Annotated in this window: 20 protein-coding genes; 18 read left to right on the top strand and 2 right to left on the bottom strand. The window is 63.5% G+C overall.

The features are described from left to right. Nucleotides 1-12: 12 nt before the first annotated feature. On the bottom strand, nt 13-2178 hold the full coding sequence (gene priA / locus ACCQ08_RS18785; RefSeq protein WP_373450659.1) for a primosomal protein N': 2166 nt from the start codon (nt 2176-2178) through the stop codon (nt 13-15). Nucleotides 2179-2912: 734 nt separating this feature from the next. Between priA and ACCQ08_RS18780 the strand changes: the two genes are divergently transcribed. From ACCQ08_RS18780 to ACCQ08_RS18755, 6 genes are all read left to right on the top strand, one after another. Beyond that, nucleotides 2913-3743: a lysophospholipid acyltransferase family protein gene (locus ACCQ08_RS18780; RefSeq protein ID WP_312528837.1), complete on the top strand. Its 831-nt coding sequence runs from the start codon at nt 2913-2915 to the stop codon at nt 3741-3743. Between the two features lie 79 nt (nt 3744-3822). Then, nucleotides 3823-4812, top strand: coding sequence for a M48 family metallopeptidase (locus ACCQ08_RS18775; protein WP_373450658.1), 990 nt, complete (start codon nt 3823-3825; stop codon nt 4810-4812). Nucleotides 4813-4849: 37 nt separating this feature from the next. Then, the gene (locus ACCQ08_RS18770) at nt 4850-5281 is read left to right on the top strand and encodes a rhodanese-like domain-containing protein (RefSeq protein ID WP_182343707.1); all 432 of its coding nucleotides are present in this window, start codon (nt 4850-4852) and stop codon (nt 5279-5281) included. Between the two features lie 182 nt (nt 5282-5463). Next, nucleotides 5464-6210 carry an ABC transporter permease gene (locus ACCQ08_RS18765; RefSeq protein ID WP_373450657.1) on the top strand — a complete coding sequence of 249 codons (747 nt, stop codon included), beginning with the start codon at nt 5464-5466 and terminating at the stop codon, nt 6208-6210. Further along, nucleotides 6200-7585, top strand: coding sequence for an ABC transporter ATP-binding protein (locus ACCQ08_RS18760; RefSeq protein WP_373450628.1), 1386 nt, complete (start codon nt 6200-6202; stop codon nt 7583-7585). The genes ACCQ08_RS18765 and ACCQ08_RS18760 overlap by 11 nt, the downstream gene beginning before the upstream one ends. Continuing rightward, nucleotides 7582-10428, top strand: a complete 2847-nt coding sequence (locus tag ACCQ08_RS18755; RefSeq protein WP_373450627.1) for a class I SAM-dependent methyltransferase — start codon at nt 7582-7584, stop codon at nt 10426-10428. Before ACCQ08_RS18760 ends, ACCQ08_RS18755 begins: the two co-directional genes overlap by 4 nt. A 75-nt stretch (nt 10429-10503) precedes the next feature. On the opposite strand, the gene lysM is transcribed toward ACCQ08_RS18755, so the two are convergent. Then, nucleotides 10504-10968 (bottom strand): peptidoglycan-binding protein LysM, encoded by a 465-nt coding sequence (lysM, locus tag ACCQ08_RS18750; RefSeq protein ID WP_239810562.1) that lies wholly within the window; start codon nt 10966-10968, stop codon nt 10504-10506. 179 nt (nt 10969-11147) lie between these two features. On the opposite strand from lysM, the gene ACCQ08_RS18745 reads away from it, so the two are divergent. From ACCQ08_RS18745 to ACCQ08_RS18690, 12 genes are all read left to right on the top strand, one after another. Continuing rightward, on the top strand, nt 11148-11921 hold the full coding sequence (locus ACCQ08_RS18745; RefSeq protein WP_239810563.1) for a type III pantothenate kinase: 774 nt from the start codon (nt 11148-11150) through the stop codon (nt 11919-11921). Between the two features lie 113 nt (nt 11922-12034). Continuing rightward, nucleotides 12035-13090, top strand: coding sequence for a dTDP-glucose 4,6-dehydratase (gene rfbB / locus ACCQ08_RS18740; RefSeq protein WP_373450626.1), 1056 nt, complete (start codon nt 12035-12037; stop codon nt 13088-13090). Beyond that, nucleotides 12981-14042 carry a dTDP-4-dehydrorhamnose reductase gene (rfbD, locus tag ACCQ08_RS18735; protein ID WP_373450625.1) on the top strand — a complete coding sequence of 354 codons (1062 nt, stop codon included), beginning with the start codon at nt 12981-12983 and terminating at the stop codon, nt 14040-14042. The genes rfbB and rfbD overlap by 110 nt, the downstream gene beginning before the upstream one ends. A 2-nt stretch (nt 14043-14044) precedes the next feature. Then, the gene (rfbA, locus tag ACCQ08_RS18730; RefSeq protein WP_373450624.1) at nt 14045-14935 is read left to right on the top strand and encodes a glucose-1-phosphate thymidylyltransferase RfbA; all 891 of its coding nucleotides are present in this window, start codon (nt 14045-14047) and stop codon (nt 14933-14935) included. Between the two features lie 4 nt (nt 14936-14939). Next, nucleotides 14940-15488, top strand: a complete 549-nt coding sequence (gene rfbC, locus ACCQ08_RS18725) for a dTDP-4-dehydrorhamnose 3,5-epimerase (RefSeq protein ID WP_239810567.1) — start codon at nt 14940-14942, stop codon at nt 15486-15488. Between the two features lie 187 nt (nt 15489-15675). Then, on the top strand, nt 15676-17334 hold the full coding sequence (gene gspE, locus ACCQ08_RS18720; RefSeq protein WP_373450656.1) for a type II secretion system ATPase GspE: 1659 nt from the start codon (nt 15676-15678) through the stop codon (nt 17332-17334). Further along, on the top strand, nt 17327-18604 hold the full coding sequence (locus ACCQ08_RS18715) for a type II secretion system F family protein (protein ID WP_373450623.1): 1278 nt from the start codon (nt 17327-17329) through the stop codon (nt 18602-18604). Before gspE ends, ACCQ08_RS18715 begins: the two co-directional genes overlap by 8 nt. Before the next feature lie 26 nt (nt 18605-18630). After that, nucleotides 18631-19062, top strand: coding sequence for a type II secretion system major pseudopilin GspG (gene gspG, locus ACCQ08_RS18710; protein WP_239810570.1), 432 nt, complete (start codon nt 18631-18633; stop codon nt 19060-19062). A 41-nt stretch (nt 19063-19103) separates the two neighbouring features. Beyond that, nucleotides 19104-19601 (top strand): GspH/FimT family pseudopilin, encoded by a 498-nt coding sequence (locus ACCQ08_RS18705; protein WP_239810571.1) that lies wholly within the window; start codon nt 19104-19106, stop codon nt 19599-19601. Then, the gene (locus ACCQ08_RS18700) at nt 19598-20038 is read left to right on the top strand and encodes a prepilin-type N-terminal cleavage/methylation domain-containing protein (protein WP_312460770.1); all 441 of its coding nucleotides are present in this window, start codon (nt 19598-19600) and stop codon (nt 20036-20038) included. The genes ACCQ08_RS18705 and ACCQ08_RS18700 overlap by 4 nt, the downstream gene beginning before the upstream one ends. Then, complete coding sequence (locus tag ACCQ08_RS18695) at nt 20035-20757, top strand: type II secretion system protein J (RefSeq protein WP_373450622.1); 723 nt, start codon at nt 20035-20037, stop codon at nt 20755-20757. The genes ACCQ08_RS18700 and ACCQ08_RS18695 overlap by 4 nt, the downstream gene beginning before the upstream one ends. 50 nt (nt 20758-20807) lie before the next feature. Then, nucleotides 20808-21620 (top strand): general secretion pathway protein GspK, encoded by an 813-nt coding sequence (locus ACCQ08_RS18690; protein ID WP_239810574.1) that lies wholly within the window; start codon nt 20808-20810, stop codon nt 21618-21620. The last annotated feature ends 6 nt before the right edge of the window (nt 21621-21626 follow it).

Here is a 21626-nt window from a genome sequence, read left to right as displayed (position 1 = left end):
TTGCGCCGCGTTTCAGATGGCCTGAGGGTCGATATCGACCAGCCAGCGCACCAGACCCTTGTGCTCCGGGTGCGCGCGCAACCAGTGCAGGCAGGGCTGCCAGGCACGCAGGAACTGCTGCAAGGCCTTGCGTGACGGACTTTCGATCAGCATCTGGGCCCGCTCCACGTTGGCAACCCGCTGCATGGACAGCGGAATCGGCGGGTAGACAAAGACCTCGCTGCCTTCCAGCAGCTGCTGGCTCTGCGCCAGCTCCGAAGCGGCGCGCAAAAAGGCCTGGGCTTCCTGTTGCGAGCGGGCATCGGCGCGGATGATGGCCTGGTGGGCAAACGGGGGCATGGCTGCATCGCGCCGCTCCTGGAGCTGCTGGGCGGCAAAGCCGCTGTAGTCCCACTGGCGCAGGGCCTGGTAGACGGCATGCTCGGGCTGCTGCGTCTGCAGCCACATCTCCACCGCGCTGCCCTGGGCGGCGACATAGGCGGCATCGCGCCCGGCGCGGCCGGCGGCCTGCAGCAGCAGCGAGAACAGCCGCTCGGGCGCACGAAAGTCGCTGGACATCAGCGCATCATCGGGCTGCACGGCGGCGACCAGGGTCACGCGCCGGAAATCATGGCCCTTGGCGACCATTTGCGTGCCGACCAGCACATCGACATCGCCGGCATGCACATCAGCCATTTTTTCTGCCAGCGCACCTTTTGTCTTGGTGGTGTCGGCATCGATGCGGGCGATGCGGGCCGGCTGGCCGTCGGGGCGCTGCACATTGCGCAGCAGGCGCTCCAGTGCTTCTTCGAGCTGCTCGGTGCCTTTGCCCAGCGGCAGGATGTCCGGGTTGCCGCAGCTGGGGCAGGCCAGTGGCACGCGCTGGCTGTAGCCGCAGTGGTGGCAGCGCAGCGTACGGTCCACCTTGTGGAAGACCTGGTGCGCGCTGCAGTGCGGGCAATCGCTTTTCCAGCCGCAGTCGCCGCAGAACAGCACGGGCGCAAATCCGCGCCGGTTGAGCAGCACCAGCGCTTGCTCGCCGCGCTCCACGCGCTGCGTGATGGCTTGCACAAGCGCGGGTGAGAACAGTGTCTGGCGCGGCTGCTGGCGCATATCGACGAGGCGCAGCCGGGGCATCTGGCCGGCGCCAATGCGACTGGGCATGGCCAGCCGCAGGTAGCGGCCGCCCGCATCCTTGCCGCTGGCAGGGCGGCTGGCCCACCAGCTCTCGAGCGACGGGGTGGCCGAGCCGAGGATCACCTGGGCTTGCAGATCATGGCCACGCCAGATGGCCAGGTCGCGTGCCGAGTAACGCGCCCCTTCCTGCTGCTTGTAGCTGGCGTCATGTTCTTCATCGACGATCAGCAGCTGCAGATGCGGCATGGAGGCAAACACGGCCATGCGCGTGCCCAGCACGATGCGGGCCTGGCCGGTGTGGGCGGCGAGCCAGCTTTTGAGGCGCTGCGCTGCGGTCATCCCGCTGTGCATGCTGACGACCGCGTCGGGGCCCAGCGTCGCTGAAAAGCGGGCCTGGAACCGCGCTTCCAGTTGCGGCGTGAGGTTGATTTCCGGCACCATCACCAGAACCTGGGCGCGGGGATCGCGCTGCAACAAGGCCTGCACCTGGTGCAGATAGACTTCGGTCTTTCCGCTGCCCGTGCTGCCAAAAAGCAGAAAAGGTCCTGTATTTTTATCTATCTGGGCACAAACTTCCATCTGCTCCTGGCTCAAGGCCAGGGCTTGGTCGGCAGCGATATCACCGCTCGGAGCCGTTTTCTTGCGTTTGAGGCGCCGTGCCCATTGCTCCACGGTCAGGTCTCGCAACGCCGGAGGCAGCGTTGCAATCGCCATTTCACCCAAACTGCGTTGGTAATAACGGGCCGCAAAATGCACTAAACGCAGCCAACTTTCAGGCAAGGGGGCGATGGCTTCGAGCACTGCGGTGATAGGCTTGATCTTTTCCGGGTCGCCAGCAAAAGCGGTGTCGATGCCCCAGACGACCCCCATCACTTCCCGCTTGCCCAGGGGCACCCGCACCAGGGTGCCGGGGGGCAGTGGCTGGTCGGCGCAGTAGGTGAGCAGTTCACTGGCCGCGCTGATGGCGCTGTAGGCGGGCGTGTGGACGGCGATGGACAGCAGAATCAAGGCGCAAGGATCGGTGGTGCGGAGGAGCTCCGAGTGTAGCGACTGGCCCGGCATGACAATGCCCCAGTTCACACAGGTGCCCGAGCCTTCCAGTACGGTGTTTATCCTGATTGCGCCCGGGGGTACGGCCACCCGGTAACAAACCAAAGAACTTATACACAAGGCAAATCACAAGAGAAATCAATAGCTGGCTTCGATTTCTGTGGATAACTTTGTTGAAATATCGGCTGTCTGATCTGGATCAGAATTACCACACATTGTCCAATGGCTTGGCATAAGCGCTGACAAAATTTTTTTATATATATCTTTCATTGGGTTATATTTTTTGTTCGCTGCATGCGCCCGATAGCCGCAGGATATTGTGCTAGAGGGCCTGCTTTCCACATTGTGTGTATAAGTGCTTGCTCCGTTTCGGTGCCCGGGCCTGAGCGGGATCCAGACCCCGCTGCGCTTATCCACAATTTCTCGTTAAACAGCTGAGTTATCCACTGCAATTCTTTGATGGCATTGGAAAAAATAGTGCTTCAACGGGAACTTCCGCAAGCATGCGCTGCGCGTCAGCTGCATTTGCAGCGCACGGGGGCTTCGGCTTCCGATATGATTCAGAGCCGTTCTCTGGCGGGCAGGGCCCACCGCTGTCCTGATCCCGCTGATGCACGTGCCAACGCATCGGTCCAGCGCTTGCTGCATGATGCAGCTGCGCCGGTTCCTGGCTTGCAGTTGGGCCTGCCGACGTTGCCAGCCGAAGTCCCGACTTTTTGCGTTCTCCCTGCTTTCCTACTTGATCCATGTCTCTGATCCGATCGATTCTGCACACGCTCTTCATGAGCCTGACGGTGATCCCCTACACCCTGACCATCCTGCTGCTGCGGGTGTGCGGTGCCAGCAGCCGGGCCCGTTATGCGGTGGCGCGTCGCTGGCTCAAGCTGTCGGCAGACAGCGCTGGCTGGTTCTGCGGCATTCGGGTGCGCACCCAGGGCATGGAGAATCTGCCCGTCGCCGGCCAGCCCGGCAGTGACAAGGGTGTGGTGCTGCTGTGCAAGCACCAGTCGACCTTTGAGACCTTTCTGATGCCCGCCATCATGCCGACGCCGCTGGCCTATGTGTTCAAAAAGGAGTTGCTGAAGATTCCTTTCTTTGGCTGGTCCATCGGCAGCCTGGACATGATCCATATCGACCGCAAGGACGGCAGCCGCGCGTTCCACAAGGTGGTGGAGCAGGGCAAGCGCCTGCTGGGCCAGGGCATCTGGGTGATCATGTTCCCCGAAGGCACGCGCATTGCACGCGGTGAAAGCGGCGAGTACAAGACGGGCGCGACACGCCTGGCGATCATGGCCGGTGCCCGGGTGGTGCCCATTGCGGTGACGTCTGCCAAATGCTGGCCGCGCAAGGCTTTTGTCAAGACGCCAGGCATTGTCGATGTGTCGGTCGGCAAGCCTATCGACAGCCAGGGCCGCAAGCATGATGAGTTGATGGCGGAGGTGGAGTACTGGATCGAGTCCGAAATGCGCCGCCTGGACCCGGAGGCCTATGTGGGTAAGCCTGCGCTGCAGGCACCTGCAACGGCGGTGGCGGCGGCACCGTCCGCAGCTGCCGGGCCGGGTGCGGCCGCCCACTAAAGGAAAAAGACTGCTGTGTTCGCCGCTGAGCGCGCCTTGCTGAGGTCCTGCCGCAGAACGGGGTATGGCCATGGTTGATGTGCGTCGCCTGGTGCAGATGGCGCTGGACCTGTGGGAGCGCAGCGAGCCGGCTGCCGCTGCAGCGCCGGTGCCGCCACCGCCTCCAGCGGCTGCGGCGATAGCGGATGCCAGGCCGGTGTCACTGCCCGATTCCGCGCCTGCGGCGCCTCCGCTGCGCCTGCCAGTGCCGCCTCCCGCACCGGTCGCCCGCCCCGCAGCCCCTGCAGCACCGGCCTCCTTGCAGGCACACCCTGCTGCCAATCGCAGCATCCTGTTGCAAGGCCAGCGGGTGGCCTACTTGCTCCAGCGCGCCAAGCGGCGCAGCATTGGCTTTGTGGTGAGCGAAGACGGATTGGTCGTGCGTGCGCCGCGCTGGGTGACGCAACCGGGTATTGACGAAGCGCTGCAGGACAAGGCCGGCTGGATTGTGCGCAAGATCGCCGAAATGCAGCAGCGGCGTGCCAGCAGCCTGAGCGCCAGCATCCAGTGGGAAGACGGCGCCAGCCTGCCGTTTCTAGGGCAGCCACTGCAACTGGTGGTGGACAGTGAGCAGCGCGTGGCGCGCTCCGGGGCGGTCTGGCGGGTCGAGGAAGACGTGCCGGGCTCGCCCTCGCGCCTGTACTTGGCGCTGCCTCCCAGTGCGGGGCGCACGCAGATTCGTGATCTGGTGCAGGCCTGGTTCATCCAGAGTGCACGTCAGCATTTCCTGGCGCGTCTGGCCCATTTTGCGCCGCTGCTGGGGGTGCACTACACCAGCTTGCGCCTGTCGAGTGCCGAGACGCGCTGGGGCAGCGCCAAGTCCGATGGATCGATCCGGCTGAACTGGCGGCTGATGCACTATGCGCCGGCCGTCATCGACTATGTGGTGGCCCATGAGCTGGCCCATTTGCGGGTGATGGACCACAGCCCCCGTTTTTGGGACACCGTGGCCGAGGTGGTGCCTGACCACCGCGCGCTGCGCCAGCAACTGAAGGACATGCCGGCCCCGCCCTGGGACCGGGCAGCGTAGCGGGGCTGGACCTACCCGCACTATTGAAGAGGTGTCTATGAGCTTGACCGCAGAACAGCAGACCATCGCGCCTGCCAATGGCTATGCCGGTGATATTGGTGCCCGGCTGGCCTGGCACTGGGTGCAAAACCAGCAGGCGGTGCTGGTCGATGTGCGCACGGATGCAGAACGTGCCTGGGTCGGGCAGGTGCCCGGCGCCGTCGCCATTGCCTGGAAGCAGTGGCCGGATATGGCGATGAACCCCGATTTCGATGCCCAACTGCTGGCACTGGCCCAGCGGGCGCCGGGCGCCAAGATCGTGCTGCTGTGCCGCAGCGGGGTGCGCTCGGTAGCGGCGGCGCAGCGCGCCAGCCAGTTGGGGCTGGAGGCCTACAACATCCTGCAGGGCTTTGAGGGCGATGCGAATGCCCAGGGTCAACGCGGGCAGCTCGGGGGCTGGCGTTACCAGGGTTTGCCCTGGTCCCAATGAGCGCCGTAATCGTCGCTGCTTGTAACCGGGCTGCTTGCGAGGCAGTCGGAATACGGCTGACCCTGTAAACTTGTCCGCCTCATGATGGATGGAGTGACACATTGACTGTCGGTGTAGGCAGCGCCGCCTCTGCGCGCGCATTGGTGGATAGCGTGCGTGTGCACTGGCCGCTGGTGGTCAAGATGACGCGCCGTGAAGTGAGTGAGCGCTTCAAGGGATCGCTAGGCGGGTGGCTGTGGGCGGTGCTGATACCGCTGTCCATGCTGGTGATCTACACCTTCGTGTTCTCCGTGGTGTTCAAGGCGCGCTGGGGTGAGGGGCCGGAGTCCAAGACCCAGTTCGCGATGGTGCTGTTTGCCGGACTGATCGTCTACGGACTGTTTTCCGATGTGCTCAACCGTGCGCCCCATCTGGTGCTGGCCAATGTGAACTACGTCAAGCGCGTGGTGTTCCCGCTGGAGATTCTGGTGGTGGTGGCCGTCTGCTCGGCCCTGTTCCAGGCGCTGGCCAGCCTGGCGGTATTGCTGGTGGCGCTTTTGGTGCTCAATGGCAAGATCCCGCTGACCGCCGTGCTGCTGCCGGTGGTCTGGATGCCCCTGGTGCTGCTCAGTGTCGGCGTGGGCTGGTTCTTTGCGTCGCTGGGTGTATTTGCCCGCGATCTCAAGCAGATCACCGGTGTGATGACGACCATGCTGATGTTCATCTCGCCGATTTTCTTCCCGGTGCATGCACTGCCTGCCAGCTTTCAAACCGCGATGTGGCTCAATCCGCTGACTTTTTTCATTGAACAGACGCGCGCCGTGCTGATCTGGGGCCGCATGCCGGACTGGACCGGCTGGGCGATCAGCATGCTGGCCTGCAGCCTGGTGGCCTGGCTGGGCTTCGCCTGGTTCCAGAAGACGCGCAAGGGATTTGCCGATGTCCTCTGAATCTCTGGCACTGGACGTACAGGGCCTGGGCAAGTGCTTCCATATCTATGACGCGCCCGGCGACCGCTTGCGGCAGTTTGTGATGCCGCGCCTCTCGCGCCTGCTGGGGCGTGAGGCCATGCCCTACCACCGGGAGTTTTGGGCGCTGCGTGGGTTGGACCTGCAGGTAGCCAGGGGTGAGACCATTGGCATCATCGGCCGCAATGGCTCGGGCAAGTCCACCTTCTTGCAGATGGTCTGCGGCACCTTGGCGCCCAGCTGCGGCGCGGTGACCACCCACGGCCGCATCGCCGCGCTGCTGGAGCTGGGCGCCGGCTTCAACCCCGAGTTCTCGGGCCGGGACAATGTGGTGATGAACGCGGCGCTGCTGGGGCTGAGCGATGCACAGATCGCCGAGCGCTTTGACTCGATTGCCGCCTTTGCCGATATTGGCGAGTTCATCGACCAGCCGGTCAAGACCTATTCCAGCGGCATGTATGTGCGGCTGGCCTTTGCGGTGATTGCGCATGTGGACGCCGATATCCTGGTGGTCGACGAGGCACTGGCTGTGGGCGATGCGGTGTTCACCCAGAAGTGCATGCGTTTTCTGCGCAGCTTCATGGAGCGGGGCACCTTGCTTTTTGTCAGCCACGATACGGCTGCCATCAAGAGCCTGTGCGACCGCGTGGTCTGGATCGACAAGGGCCAGGTGATGCAGATCGGACCGACCAAGGAGGTTTGCGACCGCTACATGCAGGCCTGCTATGAGGCCGAGCAGGGCAGTGGCCCGGCGGCAGCAGCGCCACCAGCGGCACCTGTGTTCGACGCCAGTCTGCCCTGGCATGACCAGCGGCGCGATTTCTTCCGCGCACAGCCGCTGCGCAATGACATCGAGGTGTTTCGCTTCAACCCCGAGGCGCCTTCGTTCGGCCTGGGTGGCGCTCGCATCACTGGCGCCTGGCTTATGGATACGCAGCAGCGACCCTTGCACTGGGTGGTGGGGGGTGAGCCGGTGGTCTTGCGCATTCAGGCGCAGTGCCACCAGCCCCTGGCTTCGCCCATCGTCGGCTTTGTGGTCAAGGACCGCACCGGCCAGGCCGTTTTTGGCGACAACAGCTATTTGAGCTATCTGGGCCAGCCCGTGGCCTGTGCCAGCGGCCAGGTCCTGCAGGCCGAGTTCAGTTTTGACATGCCCCGGATGCCGGTGGGCCATTACGCGATCGACGTCGCGCTGGCTGATGGCTCGCAGCACGACCATGTGCAGCAACACTGGATCCAGGATGCGCTGCACTTCAAGTCCGAATCCACGAACATGGCCACCGGTCTGCTTGGGATTCCGATGCGGTCCATCGTGCTGCAGGCCGGCCAGGCGCAACAGGAAACCTCTTCCCCATGAACCGTATGACAGACTTCCCGGTGCAGGCACGCGCCGACTATGACTGGCTGCTTCCCGCCGCCTTGTTGGAGCCCTACCATCTGACCCACCCCGCGCCTTGGGCGGGGCATATTCCGTTTGCCGCATGGCTGATGGCGGTGGCGCAGCCGCGCAGTCTGGTGGAGTTGGGGGCGTATTCCGGCATCTCCTACCTGGCTTTTTGCCAGGCCATTGCCGAGCAAGGCTTGATGACGCGCACCTATGCGGTCGACACCTGGGAGGGCGATGCGCATGCTGGCGCCTACGGTGAGGGCATTTATGCCAGCCTGCGCCAGGCCCATGACCCGCACTACACCCAGTTCTCGACCTTGATGCGCATGCGCTTTGATGAGGCCCTGCCCAGCTTTGCCGATGGCAGTGTCGATGTGCTGCATATCGATGGCCTGCACACCTACGAGGCGGTGCGCCATGATTTCGAGACCTGGCTGCCCAAGCTGAGCGAGCGCGGCGTGGTGCTGTTTCACGACAGCAATGTGCACCGTGATGACTTTGGCGTGCACCAGCTCTGGGCGGAGCTGGAGGGGCGTTACCCGAGCCTGCACTTTCCGCACAGCAATGGCCTGGGGGTGCTGCTGGTGGGCGCGCAGCAGCCTGCGTTGCTGCGCCGGCTGTGTGACCGCAGTGATGCGGTGTTTCAGCGCGAGGTCTGCCGGGTGTTTGCGACGCTGGGAGCACGGCTGGAGGTCAAGGCCGAGATGATGGCGCTGCAGCATGCGCTGGGTGATCGGCAGCAGCATATCCAGACGCTGGAAACGGCCGGCCAGCAGCGCCACAGCTGGATCGAGAAGCTCGATGGCGATATCCGCAGCCTGGAGCTGGAGCGCGAGCAGCTGCGTGCGCATCTGGAGGGCTCCCAGGCCCAGGCCCAGCACAGCCAGAATGCGCTGGAGCAAGCCCAGGCCCAGGCCCAGTGGCTGACCGCCCGCCAGCAGCAGCAAGACATCAAGCTGCTGGCACTGCAGCAGGACCTTGCCCAGAAGCAGTGGCAGATCGAGCAGCAGACCCAGCAGATGCAGGCGCTGGCGCGCCAGCTGTCGCCGCTGTGGCGGCTCACCGATTTGCTGCGCAAATGCAAGCGTGCCGTGTTCCGCATCAAGCAGAAACTGGCGCCCTATGAGCCCGCCCTGGTTCGGCGTGTGCGCCACGCGCTGCGCCGCAAGATGCGCCAGGCCGGTGGCGCGCCTATAGCCGCGGTAGCGCTGCTGCCCGGCAGCAACCGCCATTACGGCATTTTGGCGACAGCGCACACGCAGTTTGTCGCGCATGCGCTGGCCCGGGTGCTGCGCAAGGCGGGCTTTGAGGTGAGCCTGTTCCAGGATGTGCCCCCCGAAGGCTTTGGGCTGGACATGTACATCGTGGTCTGCCCACAGATGTTCAAGCAGCTGCCCCCGGGGGAGAGGCGCATCGTCTTCCAGATGGAGCAAAGCGTGAGTCCGCGCTGGTTCACTGACGAGTACCTGGCGATTTTGGAAAACTCGCTGTCCGCCTGGGACTATGCGCCAGCCAATCTGGCCTTTCTGGAGACCCAGGGAATTCGTTACCCGCACACCTTCCTGGTGCCGATCGGTGGCGTCGCCGCGTATTCGCAGCTGCTGCAGGACTGCGGCGAGCCGGCTTTGCCGGAGGTGGAACCGGGCTGCGACGTGCTGTTCTATGGCGATGTCAACGCCCCGCGCCGCCAGGAGATGCTGCAGGCGCTGCAGCGCCAGTTCTCGGTGCGGATCGAAGGCAATCTGTTTGGCGATGCCTTGCGCCAGGCGGTGCGCCAGGCGCGGGTGGTCGTCAACATCCACTACTACGAAGGTGCGCTGCTGGAGACCACCCGGGTCTACGAGTGCCTGAGCCTGGGCACGCCGGTGGTGACCGAGAGCAGTGCCGATATCCACCAGCATGCGGCCTTGCTGGACAACCCCGCGCTGCGGGTGACGCCGGTGGGCGATGCCCAGGCGATGGTGCAGGCGGTGCAGGAGATGCTGCAGCTGCAAGCGCAGGCGCCCGGGCAGGTGCAGCGTGGGCTGGCGGACGAGCTTGCCCGCAGCGGCCAGCAGTTCGAATTCATGGTGCTGCGCGCCCTCTATGCGCTGGGACGGATTGACACCGCACAGTGGGAGGCGCTGACCTCGTCGCAACCGTTGCCAGGCCGCTGCATGGTACTGAGCATGCCCGAGACCGTGCGCCGCCGTGCGCATTTCATCGAGCAGACCCTGCCGGGCCTGCAGACGGAGGTGAAAGTGTTTGACGGCGTGCGTTACAGCCCTGGCTGGTTGGGCTGTGCCATGAGCTACCAGTATCTGGCACGCAAGGCTTTGCAGACCGGGGTGGCGCAGCTGGAGATCATGGAAGACGATGTCGAGATGCCGCCCGACTATGCCCAGCGCCGCGCACGCATTGATGGCTGGTTGGACGCGCATCCTGGCGACTGGGATATCTTTGCCGGCCTGATCGCCAAGATCCACCCGGGTACCCAGGTGCTGGAGGTGCAGGAGCAGGACGGCGAGACCTTTGTGGTGCTGGACCGCATGACCAGCATGGTGCACAACATCTACGCGCAGCCTGCATTGGAGGCGCTGGCGCAGTGGGATTCGTCGATGCGCGATCCGCACACCAACACCATCGACAGCTACCTGCAGGGCCGCGCGCAGATGCGGGTCGTCACCACCTTGCCTTTCCTGGTGGCCCACACCACCGATATGGATTCCTCCCTCTGGGGCATCAACAACCACGAATACCTGGCCGTCATCTACAAGGCGGAGCAGGATTTGCGGCAGCTGGTCGATCGTTTCAAGCAGGCGCAGGGCCGCTGACCTGCTAGCCTGGATAAAAAAATCCCGCACCGGCCGAGCCGTGTGCGGGATTTTCGATTCAGGGCTGGGCCTGGATTACAGCGCAGGAATACGCAGCTTCTGGCCGGGGTAGATCTTGTTGGGGTCGCTCAGCATCGGCTTGTTGGCTTCAAAGATGGTCATGTACTTGTTGGCATCGCCGTACATCTTCTTCGAGATGCCCGACAGCGTGTCGCCCGAGACCACATCGTAGTACTTGGCTTCTGGCTCGGGGTTGGTGACGGTCATCTGGTTATCCACGTCGCTGACGCTGGAGACATTGCCGCAGCACAACGTGACCTTTTCCTTGGCAGCCTGGGTGGGTGCCACACCCGTCACGGTGACCTTGCCAGCGTCGAAGGCGACCTTTACATCGGATACGCCCAGGTTCTGGGTGCCGATGTATTTTTCGATGGCCGCGCCTGCCGCCGCGTTCAGGTCTTGCGGTGCGCTCGCAGCAGCAGCTTCTTTGCCGCCAAACAATTTTTCACCGGCTTCCTTGATAAAGCTGAACAGTCCCATGGTGACTCCTAGAGGGTTGGTTACAGGAAGCGTTCAATATATAGGGGAATGGCAAAGGTATGAAGTCGGACAGAACCGCTTGAAAAAAATTCACAGTGCAGAGGCCGTTCATCCTTGGCGCCGCGCGGATGTTGCACGGGCAACAAGGCCGGCGGCTAAAAAGGCCGATAATGCCGCCCATGCATTTTCTGGCCATCGACGTAGGGAACACACGCCTCAAGTGGGCGATGTATGACGCAGCACAACCTGGCGCCGCTGTGCTGGCCCATGGCGTGGAGTTTTTGGACAATATCGAGCGTCTGGCCGAGGGCAGCTGGGCCGAGTTGCCGGAGCCGCAACACATGCTGGGCTGCGTGGTGGCTGGCGATGTGGTGCGCCGCCGCGTGCAGGCGCAGATGGACATCTGGGATCTGGCGCCGAACTGGGTGGTGTCCTCCAACGCCGAGGCGGGCCTGACCAATGGCTACGACCACCCCAGCCGCTTGGGCACGGACCGCTGGGTGGCGATGGTGGGTGCTTGGCACCATGTGCTGGCCCAGGGGCGCCAGCGCCCGGTGGTCGTGGTCATGGTGGGTACGGCGGTCACTGTCGAAGCCATTGATGCCGATGGCAAGTTTCTGGGCGGTTTGATCCTGCCGGGCCACGGCATCATGCTCAAGGCACTGGAGTCGGGCACCGCCGGGCTGCATGTGCCTACCGGCGAGGTGCGGCCGTTCCCCACCAATACCAGCGATGCGCTGACCAGCGGCGGTACCTATGCGATCGCTGGTGCGGTCGAGCGCATGGTGCAGCATGTGACCGCACACTGCGGGCAGGAGCCTGCCTGTGTGATGACAGGCGGTGCGGGCTGGAAGATGATGCCGAGCATGACCCGGCCCTTTGAACTGGTTGAGAACCTGATTTTTGACGGCCTGCTGCATATTGCCCGCAGCCGTTTTGGTTCGGCGGCCTGACACTTATCCACATGCGGGTACAGCGATAGCCCCTGGATGGGCCAAGGCCCGGCGGTGCGGCGGAAGGGCAATGCGATAATGGACGGTTATTTGTTGAACTACCTGTACTGACCATGATTCTCGTCACCGGAGGCGCCGGCTTTATCGGCTCGAATTTTGTGTTGGACTGGCTGGCGGGTTCCGATGAACCGGTGGTCAATCTCGACAAGCTGACCTATGCGGGTAATCTGCATAACCTTGCAAGCCTGCAGGGCGACAGCCGCCACCATTTTGTGCATGGCGACATCGGTGACCGCGCACTGCTCGACCGCCTGCTGGCCGAGCACCAGCCGCGTGCCATCGTGCACTTTGCGGCCGAGAGCCATGTGGACCGCTCGATCCACGGCCCCGAAGATTTCATCCAGACCAATGTGGTCGGTACCCTGCGCCTGCTTGAAGCCGCGCGCGCCTACTGGAGTGGCCTCGAAGGTGAACGCAAGGACGGTTTCCGCTTTCTGCATGTCTCGACCGACGAGGTCTACGGCAGCCTGGAGAAGGACGACCCGGCCTTCACCGAAACCCATAACTTCGAGCCCAACAGCCCCTACAGCGCCAGCAAGGCCGCCAGCGACCACCTGGTGCGCGCCTGGTTCCATACCTACGGCCTGCCGGTGCTGACCACCAACTGCTCGAACAACTACGGCCCCTACCATTTCCCCGAGAAGCTGATCCCGCTGATGATCGTCAATGCGCTGGCCGGCAAGCACCTGCCGGTCTATGGCGACGGCATGCAGATCCGTGACTGGCTCTACGTCAAGGACCACTGCAGTGCCATCCGCCGCGTGCTGGAAGCGGGCCGTCCGGGTGAGACCTACAACGTGGGCGGCTGGAACGAGATGCCCAATATCGACATCGTCAAGCATGTCTGCAGCCTGCTCGATGCGCAGCGCCCACGCGCCGATGGCCAGTCCTACGCCGAGCAGATCAGCTACGTGAAGGACCGCCCCGGCCATGACCGCCGCTATGCGATCGATGCGCGCAAGCTGGAAAAGGAGCTGGGCTGGAAGCCTGCAGAAACCTTTGACAGCGGTATCCGCAAGACCGTGCAGTGGTACCTGGACCACCAGGACTGGGTGGCCCAGGTGCAGTCGGGGGATTACAAGGACTGGGTCAGCAAACAGTACGCCTGACGGCGGGACGCAGGCGTGCCGGGCAGCTGCGTGCCAGGGCGCCTTACAGGACGATGCGATGAAAATTCTGTTGTTGGGCAAGAACGGCCAGGTCGGTTGGGAGCTGCAACGCAGCCTGCTGCCACTGGGCGAAGTGGTGGCGCTGGACCGTGCCAGCACCCCGCTGTGCGGTGACCTGCTGCGTCCCGGGGCACTGGCCGAGACCGTGCGGGCGCTGGCGCCCGATGTGATCGTCAATGCGGCTGCCTATACCGCCGTGGACAAGGCCGAGAGCGAGCCCGAGGCGGCTCGTACCATCAATGCCGAGGCCGTGGGCGTGCTGGCGCGTGAGGCCCAGGCACTGGGCGCCTGGTTGGTGCATTACAGCACCGACTATGTCTTCGATGGCGGTGGCAACCAGCCCTGGCAAGAGGACCAGGCCACCGGCCCGCTGTCGGTCTACGGCCAGACCAAGCTCGAAGGCGAGCAACAGATCGCCGCCAGCGGCGTGAAGCATCTGATCTTTCGCACCAGCTGGGTGTATGCAGCGCGCGGCGGCAACTTTGCCAAGACCATGCTGCGCCTGGCGCAGGAGCGCGACAAGCTGGCCGTCATCGACGACCAGTGGGGAGCGCCTACCGGTGCCGACCTGATCGCTGATGTGACCGCGCATGCGCTGCGCACGGCCATGGCGTCGGGCGAAGACCTGAGCGGCATCTACCACCTGGTGGCGGGTGGCGAAACCACCTGGAACCGCTATGCCCGCTTTGTGCTGGAAACCGCGCGCAAGATCAACCCGGCGCTCAATTTGACCGCGCAGGAGGTGCAGGCGGTCGACACCTCCGCCTTCCCGACCCCCGCGCGCCGCCCCCACAATTCCCGTTTGAACACCCACAAATTGCAGCAGCGCTTTGCGCTGGATTTGCCCGACTGGCAGACCGGCGTGCAACGCATGCTGCAGGAGATTCTCTGAACATGACAGTGCAAGCACGCAAAGGCATCATTTTGGCGGGCGGCTCCGGCACCCGCCTGCACCCGGCCACCCTGGCGGTCAGCAAGCAGCTGCTGCCGGTGTACGACAAGCCGATGATCTACTACCCGCTGACCACCTTGATGCTGGCGGGGATCAAGGAGATCCTGATCATCAGCACGCCGCAGGACACGCCGCGCTTCGAGCAGCTGCTGGGCGATGGCAGCCAGTGGGGCATCCAGCTGAAATACGCCGTGCAGCCCAGCCCTGATGGGCTGGCGCAGGCCTTTCTGATTGGCGAGGACTTCCTGGCCGGTGCGCCGAGCGCGCTGGTGCTGGGTGACAACATCTTCTATGGCCATGATTTCCATAAGCTGCTGGCCAGCGCGATGCAGCGTGATACGGGTGCCAGTGTCTTTGCCTACCATGTGACCGACCCCGAGCGCTATGGCGTGGCCGACTTTGACAAGCAGGGCAAGGTGTTGTCGCTGGAGGAAAAGCCCGCCAAGCCCAAGAGCAACTACGCGGTCACGGGCTTGTATTTCTATGACAGCCAGGTTGTGGATCTGGCCAAAAGCCTCCAGCCATCGCCTCGCGGCGAGCTGGAGATCACCGATCTGAACCGCCTGTACCTGGAGCAAGGGCAGCTGAGTGTGGAGATCATGGGCCGGGGCTATGCCTGGCTGGATACCGGCACACACGACAGCCTGTTGGATGCAGGCCAGTTCATCGCCACGTTGGAAAGCCGCCAAGGCCTGAAGATTGCCTGCCCGGAAGAGATCGCCTGGCGCAGCGGCTATATCGGGGACGAGCAACTGGCGGCCCTGGCCAAACCCTTGGCCAAGAACGGCTACGGCCAGTACCTGCAGCGACTGTTGCAGGAGCCCAAGGAGTAAAGCCATGCAAGCGATTGATACGGCACTGCCGGACGTCAAGATCATCGAGCCCAAGGTGTTTGGCGATGCGCGCGGTTTTTTCTACGAGAGCTTCAACCAGCGGGCTTTTGATGCTGCCGTGGGCCGGCACTATGACTTTGTGCAGGACAACCACAGCAAGAGCAGCCGGGGTGTGTTGCGTGGCCTGCACTACCAGCTGGAGCAAGCGCAGGGCAAGCTGGTGCGGGTGGTGCAAGGCCGAGTGATTGATGTGGCCGTCGATATCCGCAAAAGCTCGGCGACGTTCGGCCACTGGGTGGCCGTCGAGCTGAGCGAAGACAACCAGCGCCAGCTGTGGGTGCCGCCCGGTTTTGCACATGGATTTGTGGTGGTCAGTGATACCGCCGAGTTTCTATACAAAACAACAGATTACTACGCGCCGGCCCACGAACGCTGCATTATCTGGAATGATGCACAGTTGTCGATTGACTGGCAGTTGAACGGCCTGGAGCCACAGCTGTCGGCCAAGGACCAGCAGGGCAAGGCCTTTGCCGAGGCCGATGTTTTTGCCTGAGTTTGCCTTTCCTACCAAATGTCTCCTATGCCTGGCCCCTACACTGGGTGCCCTATAGGCTAAGGGGATGGATACCACGCCTGCCATAGGCTTCAGAGACCATAGACGCATGAGCACCAGCACCATTGACGATTTCAGCGACGCAGCCCTGGCCCTTGGGTCCGGGCGCCGCCCTTTGCTGGGCGAGATGCTGGTGCAGGCCGGCAAGCTGTCGCCGCGGGACCTGGAGCGTGCGCTGCAGGCGCAGCAGGAGATGGGCAGCCTCATCGGCCAGGTGCTGGTCCAGCTGGGTCTGGTCTCCGAGCCGGATTTGATGCAGACGCTGGCCACCCAGCTGCAGATCCCTTTCACCTTGGGTACGGATTTTCCGGCCGAGGCGATCAGCGTTCCGGGCCTGATGCCCGAGTTCCAGCAGTCGCAGCACGTCTTTCCGTTGCAACTGCAAGATGGTGTGCTGGACGTGGCGATGGCTTCGCCCCAGGATCCGTTCGTCATCAAGGCCCTGCAGATGTCGACCGGTCTGCAGATTCGCCCGCATCTGGCACTGCAGGCCGATATTGAAAAAGCGCTGCAGGAGCCTGAGCCGGAAGCCGAAGAGGAAGACGGCGATGACATGTTTGGCGACGGCTCCGATGTCGGCGACTTTGTCGAGCATCTGAAGGACCTGGCCAGCGAGGCGCCGGTGATCCGCCTGGTCAACAGCATCATCGGCAAGGTGACCGACCTGCGTGCGTCTGACATTCACCTGGAGCCTTTTGACGATGGCCTGCATGTGCGCTACCGCGTCGATGGCGTGATCCACCCCGGTGAGCTGGTGCCGCCACGCCTGTCCGCGGCCGTAGGCTCGCGTGTCAAGCTGATGGCGCATCTGGACATTGCCGAGCGCCGGCTGCCGCAAGACGGCCGCATCAAGACCCGCGTCAAGGGCCGTGAGCTCGACCTGCGGGTCTCCACCGTGCCTACCGTGCATGGCGAGAGCATCGTGATGCGTGTGCTGGACCGCGCCAGCGTGCGGTTGCAGCTGGAAACCATGGGCTTTGCGAAGGACACGCTGTCCAAGTTCAACGACCTGCTGGCCCGCCCGCACGGCATTTTGCTGGTGACCGGGCCCACGGGTTCGGGCAAGACCACCACCTTGTATGCGGCGCTGTCCAAGATCGATGCGCTGGAAAACAAGATCATCACCGTGGAGGACCCGGTCGAGTACCAGCTCGAAGGGATCAACCAGATCCAGGTGCATGCCCAGATCAACCTGACCTTTGCCAACGCGCTGCGCTCCATCCTGCGCCAGGACCCGGACATCATCATGATCGGTGAAATGCGCGACGGTGAAACGGCGCAGATTGCCGTGCAGTCCGCGCTGACGGGTCACCTGGTGCTGTCTACCCTGCACACCAACACCGCTGCCGGTGCCATCACTCGTATGCAGGACATGGGCGTGGAGAGCTACCTGATCACCTCCTCTGTCAACGGCGTGCTGGCGCAGCGCCTGGTGCGCACCTTGTGCGGCAATTGCAAGGAGGCCTACGAGCCTGGCGAGGAGGTGCGCAAGCGCTCCGGCTTGGCGCGCTTCAGCGAAGTGGGCCAGCCCATCTACCGTGCGGTGGGCTGCAACGCCTGCCGCCAGACCGGCTACAAGGGCCGTACCGGCATCCATGAGCTTTTCGTGCTCGATGAGCCGATGCGCAATGCCATCAATGCGGGCAAGGATTCGAACGAGCTGTTCAACCTGGCGGCCAAGTCCGGCATGCTGAGTCTGCACGAGGACGGCCTGCGCAAGGTGGCCGCCGGCATGACCACGTTGGACGAAGTCGCCCGCGTCACCCAGGACCAGATCGATGGCTGATTTTGCCTGGCACGCGATCAATGCTGCGGGCGAGCAGGTTCGCGGCACTTTCCAAGCGCCCAATGCGGCGGCCGTGCAAAAGCACCTGCGTGCGCAAAAGCTCACGCCGGTGCGCATTGTCGACGCGGCAGATGCTGCTGCACTGATGCCCGCGGGGGCCAAGGCAGCAGGGGCCAAGCCGGCCGCTGCGGCCAGCGCGATTGGCAAGGCCAAGGCGACCAAGTCACAAAAGGGCCCGGCCAAGGCCGCTGATGTGCTGGCGATGACCTCGGAGCTGTCGATCATGCTCAAAGCCGGCCTCGCGCTGGACAATGCACTGCGCGTGCTGATCGACATGGCCTTCAAGGACAGCATGCGCGAGCTGCTGACCGGCGTATTGGAAGCCGTCAAGGGCGGGGTGCCGCTGTCCAAGGCGCTGATGGTGCACCAGGAGCTGTTTGGCGATTTCTACATCAACATGGTGCGCTCGGGTGAGGCCAGCGGCCAGATGTCGGCCGTGTTGCAGCGGCTGGTCGAGCATCTGGAGCGCCAGCGCGCGCTCAAGGAAAGCGTGGTCTCGGCCACCATCTACCCGATGATTCTGGTGGCGGTCGCGAATCTGTCGCTGATCGCGATGCTGGGCTTTGTGGTGCCGCAGTTCGAGAAACTGTTCACCGACATGGGGGATGCGCTGCCCACGCCGACTAAGATCGTGATGACCATTGGCCAGGTGTTCCGCAAGAACGGCTGGGTGGTGTTGCTCGGTGGCGCGGCGGTGGTCTACCTGCTGCGCAGCTGGCTGCGCTCGCCCAAGGGCCGGTTGTGGTGGCAGGGCGTGTTGCTGCGCATGCCGATTCTGGGGCGCCTGGCGCTCAAGTACCAGCTGACCCTGTATTCGCGCTCGCTGGGCACCTTGCTGGGCAATGGTGTGCCGTTGCTGACGGCACTGCATATTGCGACCGATACGGTCAGCAACCGCCTGATCCAGGCGGAGCTGGCCAAGATTCCGCCCATCGTTAAGGAAGGCGGCAAGATGGTGCAGGCGATGAACACCACGACGGTGTTCGAGCCGCTGGCGGTGAACCTGGTGCGCGTCGGTGAAGAGACCGGGCGCCTGGGCTCGATGATGCTGGAGCTGTCGAATATATTGAACCGCGAGGTGGAAACCGGCATCAAACGCGCCCTGACGATGATCGAGCCTGTGCTGATCCTGGTCCTGGGCATCATGATTGCGTCCATCATTGTGTCGATCCTGATGGGCATTCTGTCCGTCAACGATCTGGCTGCTTAATTTTTATACTGCAAGGAGAGCCCGCCATGAAGGCCTTTTTCACCCAAAAGACGCCACGCAAGAGCCGTGGTTTTACGCTGATCGAACTGCTGGTGGTGCTGGCCATCCTGACCTTGCTGGCCGGTCTGGTCGGCCCCAAGGTGCTGAGCCAGTTGGGCGGCGCCAAGTCCAAGACTGCGGGCGTGCAGATTGCTGACCTGCAAAAGGCACTCGATATCTTCAAGCTGGACACCGGCCGCTACCCGACCACCGAAGAAGGTCTGGATGCGCTGGCCAAGCAGCCGGGCAATGTGCGTGGCTGGAACGGTCCGTATCTGTCGGGCGGCGTTCCCAATGACCCTTGGAACAACCCCTACCGTTATAGCTACAACGGTGGCCGGGTGGAGATCCTGTCGCTGGGCGCCGATGGTCAGCCTGGTGGTGAAGGCGAAGCTGCCGATGTGCGCAACGCGCAGTAACCCGGCCTGCGTTTCTTCTCAGGTTTGACCAGGAACTCCCCGTGCCGACTGCCTTGCCATGGCTGAGCCGACACCCGCGCGCCGCAAAGCGCCCAGCAGCCCATCAAGGCTTTACCTTGATCGAGCTGATGGTGGTGTTCGCCATCATGGCCCTGGTGGTGGCGATGGCGCCGGTCGCCTATGACCGGCTCAAGGACGGGGTGCAGTACCGTGACACCGTGCGCACAATGATCAGCCAACTGCGTTCGGCCCGGTATGTTGCGGTGTCCCAAGGTGAGCCAGTGCGCTTTACCGTCGACCTGCAGACCCGGCACTACGGCTATGCGGGCTCGGTCAAGGACATTCCAGAGACCGTGGATCTGCGCACCACGGTGGCAGATCGCGAGTTTGTGCCCAACAGTTCGGCCTCGATCGTGTTCCTGGCCTCGGGCGGCTCGACGGGCGGCAGTGTGGAGATTCTGCGCAAGAATGGTGCCGGCACGCGCTTGCGGGTGGACTGGTTGTCGGGCCGGGTCACCCAGGAGCCTTTGTTCCAATGAGGCGGCAGTCGTCTCTGTCCCGGTGGACCCGGCGCCAGCGTGGCATGACCCTGCTGGAGATTCTGGTGGCGCTGTCCATCATGGCGATCTCATTGGGCATGATCTACCGGGCCACCGGCAGCAATGCGCGCAGCGTCGGCGATCTCGATCGTTACCAATATGCGGTACAGCTGGCGCAGTCCATCATGGACTCGCGCGATTCGGTCTATGAAAGCGGCTGGAACGAGTCCGGCCAAAGCAATGGCTACCAATGGAGCGTGCAGAGCGCGCCGTTCAAGACCGGGGTGGACGAGAGCCCGAACATCCCCGTGCTGCATGAGGTGCATATCAGCGTGAACTGGGCGGAGGGCGACCGCCCGCGTGTGTTCGAGCTCACCACCTTGCGTGCACAGCGCAGGCCACCCGATCCTGCTGAGAATGTGGTGCCTGCAGGATGAGCCGCATTCGTACTTCTTTATGGACGCAGGGCAATCCATGCCCACGCCGCACGGCCGCCGGCTTCACGCTGGTGGAGATGCTGGTGGCCATGTCCTTGCTGTCGCTGATCGTCTTGGGTCTGGCCGGCGCCATGGGCACGATGGGCCGCACCGAAACCAGTATCGACAACCGGCTCGAACGCATGGACGAGTCGCGTGCCAGCACCGATTTTTTGCGTGCCGTGCTGGGCCGTATCTCTGCCAAACGCGTGCAGGGCTTGCAGCAGCAGGGCATGCTCAGTGCCGCGCCTTCGGCATTTTTCTTTGAAGGCGCTGGCCAGTCGATGACCTGGGTAGGGGTGATGCCTGCGCGCTACGGCGTTGGTGGCCGCTACCATTTCCGGCTGGCAATGGGCAGCTACGATGGCGCACCGGCCATTGTGCTGAGTTATTTGCCCTGGACCGATGCGCAGACGCTGCCCGACTGGGGTGCGGCGCAGACGTATCCGCTGCTGACGCATGCGACCGGTTTGTCTTTTCAGTACCTGGATGGCGCGATCGATCCGCCGCAATGGGGCAGCGACTGGGGGGCGGTCGACCGGCTTCCCCAGGCGGTGCAGGTGGTGATGACTACCGAAACCTCGGTGCTGCCACCGGTGGTGGTGCAGTTGCGCGTGATGCCTGCTGGCGACCCACGCGGCGGTGGTGGTGGTGCGAGCCTGGGAGGTTCCTTGGGATGATGCGAGCACCTCTTCAATACCGCACGCAGGCCGGACCTCAGCAACAAGGCATGGCTTTGATCGCCGTGCTCTGGTTGGTGGCTGCGCTCAGCCTGATGGTGACCGGCGTCAGCGGCGTCGTGCGCCAGGAAGCCAAGATGATTGGCGTGGCCAAGGACAAGGTGACCGCGCAGGCCGTGGGCGATGCGGCTGTGGTCATGGTACTGCAGCAGCTGGCGGCCGATCGCACCATTTTGCAGGAGACCACCGAGACCTCGGTCAATTACCAGGGCACCCAGGTAGCGGTCAGTGTGATGCCGCTCAATGGCCTGATCAATATCAATGGCGCATCGTTGCCGCTGCTGACGGCGCTGATGAGCGTGGGCGGGGGTTTGCCGGAAGGCGCCGCCCAGGAGCTTGCGGTAGCGGTCCTCGATCGCCGTGAACGCTCTTCGCTCGACGGCCGCCGGCCGGAGCGTTTTGAGGCGATAGAAGACCTGATGCAGGTGCCCGGAATCGATTACGACCTCTATGCTAGACTCGCGCCCTTGATCACGGCGGCGACCGCCGGCTCAGGAGGCGCCACGGTCAATCCGTTGGCGTCGCCTCCGGATGTGCTGCGGGTGCTGGCTAACGGAGATGAGGGCATCGCAGCCCGTATCGCTGCATCGCGTGGTCAGCCAGGGCTGGACACCACTGGCCTGGACGCCAACTTGGCGCGCCCTGGCGGCGCACAGCGCCGCTACCGCATAACGGCCCAGGTGCCGATGGCGGACGGACGGATTTTTCTTGTAGATCGCAGTGTGTACTTCGGGGCCAGAACGAGAGACGGCCTGCCCTGGTATACGTTTGAAGCGCGCCAGATGCTGAAGCCAGCATCCTGATCGAAG

Source organism: Comamonas sp. SY3 (genome assembly GCF_041730275.1).
GTDB classification, from domain to species: domain Bacteria; phylum Pseudomonadota; class Gammaproteobacteria; order Burkholderiales; family Burkholderiaceae_C; genus Comamonas; species Comamonas sediminis.
This window is presented reverse-complemented; position numbering and strand designations above follow the sequence as displayed.

Excerpts from the sequence above, each read along its gene's own strand:
- priA (WP_373450659.1), bottom strand. The coding sequence starts at position 2,178 with ATGCCGGGCCAGTCGCTACACTCGGAGCTCCTCCGCACCACCGATCCT.
- ACCQ08_RS18780 (WP_312528837.1), top strand. The coding sequence starts at position 2,913 with ATGTCTCTGATCCGATCGATTCTGCACACGCTCTTCATGAGCCTGACG.
- ACCQ08_RS18770 (WP_182343707.1), top strand. The coding sequence starts at position 4,850 with ATGAGCTTGACCGCAGAACAGCAGACCATCGCGCCTGCCAATGGCTAT.
- ACCQ08_RS18765 (WP_373450657.1), top strand. The coding sequence starts at position 5,464 with ATGACGCGCCGTGAAGTGAGTGAGCGCTTCAAGGGATCGCTAGGCGGG.
- ACCQ08_RS18760 (WP_373450628.1), top strand. The coding sequence starts at position 6,200 with ATGTCCTCTGAATCTCTGGCACTGGACGTACAGGGCCTGGGCAAGTGC.
- ACCQ08_RS18755 (WP_373450627.1), top strand. The coding sequence starts at position 7,582 with ATGAACCGTATGACAGACTTCCCGGTGCAGGCACGCGCCGACTATGAC.
- lysM (WP_239810562.1), bottom strand. The coding sequence starts at position 10,968 with ATGGGACTGTTCAGCTTTATCAAGGAAGCCGGTGAAAAATTGTTTGGC.
- ACCQ08_RS18745 (WP_239810563.1), top strand. The coding sequence starts at position 11,148 with ATGCATTTTCTGGCCATCGACGTAGGGAACACACGCCTCAAGTGGGCG.
- rfbB (WP_373450626.1), top strand. The coding sequence starts at position 12,035 with ATGATTCTCGTCACCGGAGGCGCCGGCTTTATCGGCTCGAATTTTGTG.
- rfbA (WP_373450624.1), top strand. The coding sequence starts at position 14,045 with ATGACAGTGCAAGCACGCAAAGGCATCATTTTGGCGGGCGGCTCCGGC.
- rfbC (WP_239810567.1), top strand. The coding sequence starts at position 14,940 with ATGCAAGCGATTGATACGGCACTGCCGGACGTCAAGATCATCGAGCCC.
- gspE (WP_373450656.1), top strand. The coding sequence starts at position 15,676 with ATGCTGGTGCAGGCCGGCAAGCTGTCGCCGCGGGACCTGGAGCGTGCG.
- ACCQ08_RS18715 (WP_373450623.1), top strand. The coding sequence starts at position 17,327 with ATGGCTGATTTTGCCTGGCACGCGATCAATGCTGCGGGCGAGCAGGTT.
- gspG (WP_239810570.1), top strand. The coding sequence starts at position 18,631 with ATGAAGGCCTTTTTCACCCAAAAGACGCCACGCAAGAGCCGTGGTTTT.
- ACCQ08_RS18700 (WP_312460770.1), top strand. The coding sequence starts at position 19,598 with ATGAGGCGGCAGTCGTCTCTGTCCCGGTGGACCCGGCGCCAGCGTGGC.
- ACCQ08_RS18695 (WP_373450622.1), top strand. The coding sequence starts at position 20,035 with ATGAGCCGCATTCGTACTTCTTTATGGACGCAGGGCAATCCATGCCCA.
- ACCQ08_RS18690 (WP_239810574.1), top strand. The coding sequence starts at position 20,808 with ATGGCTTTGATCGCCGTGCTCTGGTTGGTGGCTGCGCTCAGCCTGATG.